We start from the raw sequence: 5,690 nt of genomic DNA, 5'->3' as shown, positions 1-5,690 counted from the left end.
GTCGCGGTCGAACATCGCGCTCTGGAAGCGCGCGTAAGGGCACATGTACTTGCAGACCTGTTCGCGCAGGAAGCCCGCGTTGCCGTAGGTGGCCAGGCCGTAGAAGAACACCCAGAACACTTCCCACGAGCTCATGCGGGTTTGCAGGAACTGCAGGCCCAGCTCGCCGATGGGCGTGAAGTAGCCGACGAAAGTGAAGCCGGTCCAGACCGACAGGCCCAGCCAAAGCAGGTGCTTGAACCACTTCTTGACCAGCTTTTCCAGCGAGAACGTGGAGGCGTCGAGCTTCATCCGCGCCGTGCGGTCGCCCTCCACCTTGCGCTCGATCCACAGAAACATTTCGGTGTAGACGGTCTGCGGGCAGGCGAAACCGCACCACAGCCGCCCGGCCACCGCGGTGAACAGAAACAGCGACAGCGCGCTGATGACCAGCAGCGCCGTCAGGTAGATGAAGTCCTGCGGATAGAGCACGTAGCCGAAGATGTAGAAGCGCCGCGCCGCCAGGTCGAACAGCACCGCCTGCCGCTCGCCCCACTGCAGCCAGGGCAGGCCGTAGAACACCAGCTGGGTCAGCCAGACGAAGGCCCAGCGCCACTGCGCGAAGAGGCCCTGGACCGAGCGCGGATAGACCTTGCGCTCGGAGACGTAGAGGCCCTGCCCTTCTTCCGGCGGGATGGGGAGGATGGGGATGACCTTCATGGCTCAGGGCTTGGGCGCCGGCGCCTTGTTCGACAGCCCCCAGACCCAGGCGCCCAGCACGTGGATCTGCGCTTCGGTCAGCTTGCCGGCCTGGCCGGGCATCTCGCTGGTCTTGCCGTTGTTGATGATGGCGACGATCGCCGGCACGCCCCAGCCGTGCAGCCAGATGTCGTCGGCCAGGTTGGGTGCGCCCAGCGCGGGATTGCCCTTGCCGCTGGCGCCGTGACAGGCGGCGCAGGCGGTGAACTTGCTCTTGCCCAGTTGCGCGCGCACGGAGTCGTGCGGGCTGTTCGACAGGCTCAGCACGTAGTGGGCGACGTTGTTCACGTCGTCCGAGTTGCCGACCGCCGCCGCCATCGGCGGCATGGAGCCGACCCGGCCCTTGGTCAGCGTCCGGGCGATCACCTCCGGCGTGCCGCCATGCAGCCAGTCGATGTCAGCCAGGTTGGGAAAGCCCTTGCTGCCGCGCGCATCGGAGCCGTGGCACTGGGCGCAGTTGTTCATGAACAGCCGCTCGCCGATCGCCATTGCGTTGGCGTCGCCGACCAGCTCTTCCGCCTTGCGGGCAGTGAACTGCGCATACAGCGGCTCGAGGGCGGCGCGGGCCTGCCGCGTCTCTTCTTCGTACTCGCCCTGGGTGCTCCACTGCAACTCGCCCTTGTAGGAGCCCAGCCCCGGGTAGGCCACCAAATAGAGCAGCGAAAACACGATCGTCAGGATGAACATGCCCACCCACCACAGCGGCAGCGGGTTGTTCATCTCGGTCAGGTCGCCGTCCCACACGTGGCCGGTGGTGTTGTCGCTGCGCGGGGCCACTTTCTTGCGGGCGGTCACCCACAGCAGCAGCAAACAGGCGGCGATGCCCAGCAAGGTGGCGCCGGCGATGAAGATGGACCAGAAGCCGTGGTCGAAGTCGCTCATGGCTGGTGCCTCATTCCTGTTCGAACGGGATCCGCGCCGCTTCGTCGAAGCGTTCGCGGTTGCCGCGGTAATAGGCCCAGGCGAGGATGCCCAGGAAGGTGCCGAAGGCGACCAGCGTGGCCGCGATGCGCAAGGTGGTGACGTCCATCTCTCTTCCGATCAGTTGGGGACAGTGCCGCGCGCTTCGCTCTCGGACCAGCCCTCAAAAACTCACTTAAGGGCCAGGCCCAGCGACTGCAGGTACGCGATCAGGGCGTCCATCTCGGTCTTGCCCTTCAGGTCAGCCGGCGCCTTGGCGATTTCGCCGTCGCTGTAAGGCACGCCGGCGACGCGCAAGGCCTTCATGTGGTTGGCGATGCTGCCGGCGTCGGCCGCGTTCTTCTCCAGCCACGGATAGGCCGGCATGTTCGACTCCGGCACCAGGTCGCGCGGATTGGTCAGGTGGATGCGGTGCCACTCGTCGCTGTAGCGCCCGCCCACCCGGTGCAGGTCGGGGCCGGTGCGCTTGCTGCCCCACTGGAACGGGTGGTCGTAGACGAACTCGCCCGCCACCGAGTAGTGGCCGTAGCGCAGCGTCTCGGCGCGAAACGGCCGGATCATCTGCGAGTGGCAGTTGTAGCAACCCTCGCGCAGGTAGATGTCGCGCCCCGCCACCTGCAGCGAGGTGTAGGGCTTCAGCCCCAGGATCGGCTCGGTGGTCGACTTCTGGAAGAACAGGGGCACGATCTCCACCAGCCCGCCGATGGCGATCACCAGCAGGATCAGCACGATCATCAGGAAGTTGCTGGTCTCGACCTTCTCGTGCGAGAAGGTGGGCACCGGAGTTTCGTTGTCGCTCATGTCGTGGCTTTCGGGGTTCAGGCGGCGTGGGCCACGGTCATCGGCGCCGGCACGTTCACCCGCACCGCGCGGCCGCCGGCCACGGTCATCCAGGTGTTCCAGGCCATCACGCACATGCCGCCCAGGTACATCAGGCCGCCCAGGAAGCGGATCACGTAGAAGGGATAGGTCGCCTTGACCGATTCGACGAAGGTGTAGGTGAGCGTGCCGTCGCCGTTGACGGCGCGCCACATCAGGCCCTGCATCACGCCGGCGATCCACATCGCCGCGATGTACAGCACGATGCCGATGGTGGCGACCCAGAAGTGCAGCTCGATCGCCTTGACCGAGTGCATCTGCGGGCGGCCGAACAGGCGCGGGATCAGGTAGTACAGCGAGCCCATCGTGATGAAGCCGACCCAACCCAGGGCGCCGGCGTGCACGTGGCCGACGGTCCAGTCGGTGTAATGCGACAGCGCGTTGACGGTCTTGATCGACATCAGCGGGCCTTCCAGCGTGGCCATGCCGTAGAACGACAGGGCCACGATCATGAAGCGCAGCACCGGGTCATCGCGCAGCTTGTGCCAGGCGCCCGACAGCGTCATCATCCCGTTGATCATCCCGCCCCAGCTGGGGGCCAGCAGGATCAGCGAGAACAGCATGCCGATCGACTGCGTCCAGTCCGGCAGCGCGGTGTAGTGCAGGTGGTGCGGGCCGGCCCACATGTAGGTGAAGATCAGCGCCCAGAAGTGCACGATCGACAGCCGATAGCTGTACACCGGGCGGCCGGCCTGCTTGGGGATGAAGTAGTACATCATTCCCAGGAAACCGGTGGTCAGGTAGAAGCCCACCGCGTTATGGCCGTACCACCACTGCACCATCGCGTCCTGCACGCCGGCATACAGCGAGTAGGACTTCATGAAGCCGGCCGGGATGGCGGCGCTGTTGACCACGTGCAGCAGCGCGACGGCCAGGATGAAGGCGCCGAAGAACCAGTTGGCCACGTAGATGTGGCGGATCTTGCGGGTGCCGACGGTGCCGAAGAAGACCACGGCGTACGAGACCCACACCGCCGTGATCAGGATGTCGATCGGCCACTCGAGCTCGGCGTATTCCTTGCCGGAGGTGTAGCCCAGGGGCAGGCTGATGGCGGCGGCCACGATCACGGCCTGCCAGCCCCAGAAGGTGAAGGCGGCCAGCCTGGGCATGAACAGTCTGACGTGGCAGGTGCGCTGGACCACGTAGTAGCTGGTGGCGAACAGGCCGCAGCCGCCAAAGGCGAAGATCACCGCGTTGGTGTGCAGCGGCCGCAGGCGCCCGTAGGACAGCCAGGAAATACCGAGGTTGAGTTCAGGCCAGGTGAGCTGGGCCGCGATGAACACGCCGACCAGCATGCCAACCACGCCCCAGACCACGGCCATCAGCGAAAACTGCCGCACGACGCCATCGTCGTAAGTCGGGGCAGGAATGGTCGGATCGTTCATGGAGCACACCTTGTTTTGGATGCTTGGAGTGTCCCGGCGGCCCCACCCTGGCCGCTTGATGCAGGTCAATCGTTGTGCAGAATGCGCTCGCCTTCGGCGTCGACGCTTTCGAACTGGCCACGCCACACGGCCCAGCCCAGCGCGCCGAGGATGACGAGCCCGAGCACCACGGACAGCGGGATCAGCAGGAACAGGATGTCCATCAGGCAGCTTTCGGCAGCCGCGCCAGGCGCGCCGCATTGAGGACGACCAGCAGCGAGCTGGCGGCCATGCCCAGCCCGGCCAGCCAGGGCGGCATCTGCCCGGCCAGCGCCAGCGGCACGCAGACCGCGTTGTAGCCGGCGGCCCAGGCCAGGTTCTGGCGGATCACGGCGCGGGTGCGGCGCGCCTGGTGCAGCAGCAGCGGCAGCGCGGCCAGCTGGCCGCCTGGCACGATGAAGTCGCAGCGCGCCTGCGCCAGCGGCACCGCCTGCCCCATCGCCACCGACAGATCGGCCCGGGCCAGCACCGGGCCGTCGTTCAAGCCGTCGCCGACCATGGCGACACGCTGGCCGGCTTGCTGCAATCGCGCCAGGTGGCGCAGCTTGTCTTCGGGCGACTGGCCGCCCAGGCTGCGGTCGATGCCAGCGCGGGCGGCCAGCCGGCGCACGGCCAGCTCCTGGTCGCCCGAGAGCACTTCCAGTTCCAGCCCCATGTCGCGCAACGCGGTGACGGCCGCGCGGGCATCCGGCCGCAAGGTTTCATCGAGTTCGAAGCTGGCCAGCCAGCCGGCCTCGTCGGCCAGGTGCACTTGCGCCTGGGTCGATGTGTAGGTCTCGGCGCCACAGAAGGCGCCGCTGCCGAGCCGCAGGCGGTGGGGCGTTGCATGGTCGTGCACCACCCGGCCTTCGATGCCGGCGCCGGTGCATTCCTGCACCCCCTCGGCGCTCCAGCCGCCGGCGTCGCCGACCAGCGCGCGCGAGACCGGATGCAGCGAATGGCGCGCCAGCGCCGCCGCCCACCACAGCGCCCGCTGCGGCGCGGTTCCGGCGCGGGTGCGCACCGAATCGACCGTCATCCGGTCCGTCGTGAGGGTGCCGGTCTTGTCGAACACCACCGCGTCGATGGTAGCCCCGCTCTCCAGCGCTTGCAGCCGCCGCACCAGGATGCCGCGCCGGGCCAGCGCGCCGGCGGTGGCGAGCGTGGCCGCCGGCGTGGCCAAGGCCAGCGCGCAAGGGCAGGTGACGATCAGCACGGCCACGGCGATGCCCAGCGCCTGGCCCGGGCCTTGCGGCCACCACCACAGCGCCGCGCCGCCCGCGGCCAGCAGCACGGCCGCCAGGAACGGCGAGGCGATGCGGTCCGCCAGTTGCGCCAACCGCGGCTTTTCCACCGAGGCGCGCGCCATCAGGGCGACGATCTGCGCATAGCGCGTGGCTTCGCCGATGCGCTCCACCGCCACCAGCAGACTGCCGGCCAGGTTGAAGCTGCCGGCCACCACGGCGTCGCCTAGTGCCCGGCGCAGCGGCGTCGACTCGCCCGTGAGCAAGGCCTCGTCGACATGGCTTTCGCCTTCCAGCACCCGGCCGTCGGCCGCGAAGGCCTGGCCCGGGCGAACCCGGATGCGGTCGCCGACGGCCAGTTGCCGCGCCGCCACCTGCTCGCTGCTGCCGTCGGCCAGCACCCGCTCGACGCTGTCCGGCTGGCGCCGCAGCAGCGCGTCGAGCGCGCCCGCCGTGCGATCGCGCAGCCGCTGCTCCAGCAGGCGGCCGGACAGCAGGAAGAACA

7 protein-coding genes are annotated in these 5,690 nt (G+C 68.2%); all 7 read right to left on the bottom strand.

From position 1 onward, the window contains the following. On the bottom strand, positions 1–699 hold a 699-nt coding region (locus JWP65_RS19970; protein ID WP_299766941.1), incomplete at its 3' end, for a 4Fe-4S binding protein. Positions 700–702: 3 nt separating this feature from the next. Beyond that, positions 703–1,620: a cytochrome-c oxidase, cbb3-type subunit III gene (gene ccoP, locus JWP65_RS19965; protein WP_299766939.1), complete on the bottom strand. Its 918-nt coding sequence runs from the start codon at positions 1,618–1,620 to the stop codon at positions 703–705. Positions 1,621–1,630: 10 nt separating this feature from the next. Further along, a complete protein-coding gene (locus JWP65_RS19960; RefSeq protein ID WP_299766937.1) occupies positions 1,631–1,768 on the bottom strand; it encodes a cbb3-type cytochrome c oxidase subunit 3 in 138 nt (45 codons plus the stop codon). Between the two features lie 62 nt (positions 1,769–1,830). Continuing rightward, a complete protein-coding gene (gene ccoO / locus JWP65_RS19955; RefSeq protein WP_299766935.1) occupies positions 1,831–2,460 on the bottom strand; it encodes a cytochrome-c oxidase, cbb3-type subunit II in 630 nt (209 codons plus the stop codon). A 17-nt stretch (positions 2,461–2,477) separates the two neighbouring features. Further along, a complete protein-coding gene (gene ccoN, locus JWP65_RS19950; protein ID WP_299766933.1) occupies positions 2,478–3,923 on the bottom strand; it encodes a cytochrome-c oxidase, cbb3-type subunit I in 1,446 nt (481 codons plus the stop codon). Between the two features lie 65 nt (positions 3,924–3,988). Then, positions 3,989–4,126, bottom strand: a complete 138-nt coding sequence (gene ccoS / locus JWP65_RS19945; protein WP_299766930.1) for a cbb3-type cytochrome oxidase assembly protein CcoS — start codon at positions 4,124–4,126, stop codon at positions 3,989–3,991. Next, a partial coding sequence (locus tag JWP65_RS19940; RefSeq protein ID WP_299766928.1) for a heavy metal translocating P-type ATPase occupies positions 4,126–5,690 on the bottom strand: 1,565 nt, incomplete at its 5' end. The genes ccoS and JWP65_RS19940, both read right to left, overlap by 1 nt.

It is taken from the genome of Ramlibacter sp. (assembly GCF_028292805.1).
In the GTDB taxonomy this organism is placed as follows: domain Bacteria; phylum Pseudomonadota; class Gammaproteobacteria; order Burkholderiales; family Burkholderiaceae_C; genus Ramlibacter.
The sequence above is the reverse complement of the archived record's forward strand: the minus strand, read 5'-3'. Positions and strand labels throughout refer to the sequence as shown.